At 56.2% G+C, this 520-nt stretch carries 1 pseudogene; it reads left to right on the top strand.

Annotation, left to right across the window (positions count from 1 at the left end):
• Positions 1 to 520 (top strand): annotated as a pseudogene (locus tag AB4496_RS23470) (hypothetical protein); the annotation flags it as partial.

The following is a 520-nucleotide window of genomic DNA, read 5'->3' as shown; positions in this document are numbered from 1 at the left end:
GAGCCTGAAAGTGACGGGTGCAAACGGCGTCACGGGTACGGGTACGGGTGAGCTAACCATCAAAGATGACGGCACAGTCCCGGTTGACCCAACCGATCCTACTCCGCCAGTGAATCCAGATGATCGCCCAGCTGTGAGCATCGAAGACAGCAAAGTTATCAACGAAGGCTCAACCGCGAGTTTCGATGTGAGCTTAAGTAAAGCTGCGTCAGTTGACGTGAGCGTTACACTAGAAACCCTTTACGGCACAGCGACGGCAGAGGACATCACGAGCATCGTGGTGAAAGACTCGGCAGGTCAGGTTGTGACGGCGAACGCAGATGGCTCTTACACGGTGAAAGCGGGTGAAACTCAGCTGGTTGTTGAAGTGGCGACCAAAGACGACGGTACGTACGAAGGCGATGAGAAACTGAGCCTGAAAGTGACGGGCGTGACGGGCGTTAACGGCACGGACACCAGTGACTTAACCATCACCGATGACGGCACCGGTCCGGTCGACCCAGGCACTCCAAACCCAGAC

Origin of the sequence: Vibrio sp. 10N.222.46.A1, assembly GCF_041473595.1 — a bacterium.
GTDB lineage: Bacteria > Pseudomonadota > Gammaproteobacteria > Enterobacterales > Vibrionaceae > Vibrio > Vibrio tasmaniensis_A.
The sequence above is the reverse complement of the archived record's forward strand: the minus strand, read 5'-3'. Positions and strand labels throughout refer to the sequence as shown.